General features: G+C 50.5%; 3 protein-coding genes. All 3 read right to left on the reverse strand.

Annotated features, from left to right (window positions below; all coding sequences use genetic code 11):
• The coding region (locus EQY_RS0113105) for a phage N-6-adenine-methyltransferase (RefSeq protein WP_071987952.1) at positions 1 to 546 on the reverse strand (546 nt) is incomplete at its 3' end.
• A complete protein-coding gene (locus tag EQY_RS0113110) occupies positions 543 to 983 on the reverse strand; it encodes a recombination protein NinB (protein WP_000736903.1) in 441 nt (146 codons plus the stop codon). The genes EQY_RS0113110 and EQY_RS0113105, both read right to left, overlap by 4 nt.
• 73 nt (positions 984 to 1,056) lie before the next feature.
• On the reverse strand, positions 1,057 to 1,347 hold the full coding sequence (locus tag EQY_RS0113115; RefSeq protein ID WP_000145931.1) for a protein ren: 291 nt from the start codon (positions 1,345 to 1,347) through the stop codon (positions 1,057 to 1,059).
• Positions 1,348 to 1,398: the final 51 nt, after the last annotated feature.

A 1,398-nucleotide genomic window follows, 5' to 3' on the forward strand; every position in this document is an offset into this window, starting at 1 on the left:
AGCAGTAATTTTGTGGGGATCCCTCAGCCTCCTGACGCCCTGCCCGATCGCCATCAATGCCGCTTTGGATACGGTAGTAAACATCCGTCGAGGACTGATGAACGGTCGCCAAATAAGCAGCATGGAGCCTTTGCTGTTTCCCTTCTTCTCCAGCCCTGTCGATGGTTCGATAAAATTAATCCGTCCATCAGTGATAATGCGAACTTCGTCGACACTCTCCAGAGCCTTGCTGAACCATCCGACTGACATATCCTCTGGCACAAGCATAACTACCGTCTGTTGCTGTTGTATGCACTGCTCAGCAGCTTTTTCCACCCACGGCCTGATATTGCTGTACGGTGGGTTATTCCAGATTGCACCGTGGCTTACCCACTCAGAATTGAGCGCGTCGTCGGCCTCAGTTAGCCAGTGAGCACACAGAGCATTTTTGTCGCTCGCTGCCGAATCCAGCCAGAATCCAAACTCAATATCCAGTGCATCAAAAAGCCAAAGCGGCGTTTGCCAGCAGTCCTTGTCGTGTGCTGGCGTATTTGATTTGATAGTCATGCAGCCCGATCTCCCCATCTCGCTTTCCACTCCAGAGCCAGTCTCGCTTCGTCTGACCACTTAACGCCACGCTCTGTACCGAATGCCTGTATAAGCTCTAATAGCTCCGCAAATTCGCCTACACGCATCCTGCTGGTTGACTGGCCTATTACCACAAAGCCATTCCCGGCAAGGTTAGGAACAACATCCTGCTGCTTTAATGCTGCGGTAAACACACACTTCCAGCTTTCTGCATCCAGCCAGCGACCATGCCATTCAACCTGACGAGAGACGTCACCTAAGCAGGCCCATAGCTTCCTGTTTTGGTCTAAGCTGCGGTTGCGTTCCTGAATGGTTACTACGATTGGTTTGGTTGGGTCTGGAAGGATTTGCTGTACTGCGTGAATAGCGTTTTGCTGATGTGCTGGAGATCGAATTTCAAAGGTTAGTTTTTTCATGACTTCCCTCTCCCCCAAATAAAAAGGCCTGCGATTACCAGCAGGCCTGTTATTAGCTCAGTAATGTAGATGGTCATCTTTTAACTCCATATACCGCCAATACCCGTTTCATCGCGGCACTCTGGCGACACTCCTTAAAAATCAGGTTCGTGCTCATCTTTCCTTCCCGTTCTTCCCTGGTAGCAAACCGGTAATACACCGTTCGCCAGACCTTACCTTCGATAACCAGAAGACCTGCCCGTGCCATTTTAGCCGCGGCCTGATTTATGCTGGTTACTGTTGCGCCTGTTAGCGCGGCAACGTCCGGCGCACAGAAGCTATTATGCGTCCCCAGGTAATGAATAATTGCCTCTTTGCCCGTCATACACTTGCTCCTTTCAGTCCGAACTTAGCTTTAATTTCTGCGATCTTCGCC

It is taken from the genome of Escherichia sp. TW14182 (genome assembly GCF_000208525.1).
GTDB classification, from domain to species: domain Bacteria; phylum Pseudomonadota; class Gammaproteobacteria; order Enterobacterales; family Enterobacteriaceae; genus Escherichia; species Escherichia ruysiae.